At 35.2% G+C, this 710-nt stretch carries 1 protein-coding gene; it reads right to left on the reverse strand.

The features are described from left to right. Positions 1–710, reverse strand: a 710-nt coding sequence (locus tag MM817_RS16400; RefSeq protein ID WP_241717120.1) for a GerAB/ArcD/ProY family transporter, incomplete at both ends; no start/stop codon positions are given.

Raw genomic sequence — 710 nt, forward strand, 5'->3', positions numbered from 1 at the left:
GCTGCAAGCGATAAAAGATACAACATAAAACTTAGCCGCAAACAAGCTACAATTAGCCAAGCTATCGCATAAATCGCTTCAATGTGCTGAATAAACCGACCAAAATATATTAGTTTGATGGATTCCACGGATAGAAAAAGCAAATTAGCACTTGTTGGATAAGGAAAAATAAGTTGCAATAGGGTTATTTGAATAATACCCACGACCAATGTAACAGCAGAAATAATATAAAAGGAACGTTGATAACTTGAATAACTGCGAATATACGGTCGCATCATGAGATAAGCAATGAATTCTCCAAAAAAACCTATATGAAGTATTCCTTGTTTGAGTAGCGTGGGGAGACCTGGCCCTAAAATCGGTGGAAAATTATTGATATCGGCGTTCGTAGTTGAAAGTACATTGAGAGATAGAATAATGAGTATGATCAGACCGCCCATCATGATGCTTGATCTACCTAATATTTCAATACCGAAATATGCAGGGAGAACCATGCTGATGATCATAAACATTAAAATGACCGCTGTAGGTGTAGTAGGTAAGAATAGAACGTGTACTTGTTCAAAATCGAATGTCACATTAGTCGAAAGATCAAGAAGAAGCGCCGTAAATATAATCATGCTGAAAATAAATCCAAAAATAGCACCAAAATATTCAAAAAAATAATCAATCAAATTCTTCGAAGGATCTTTAAATAACGGAATCATAAC

It is taken from the genome of Sulfoacidibacillus ferrooxidans (assembly GCF_022606465.1).
In the GTDB taxonomy this organism is placed as follows: domain Bacteria; phylum Bacillota; class Bacilli; order Alicyclobacillales; family SLC66; genus Sulfoacidibacillus; species Sulfoacidibacillus ferrooxidans.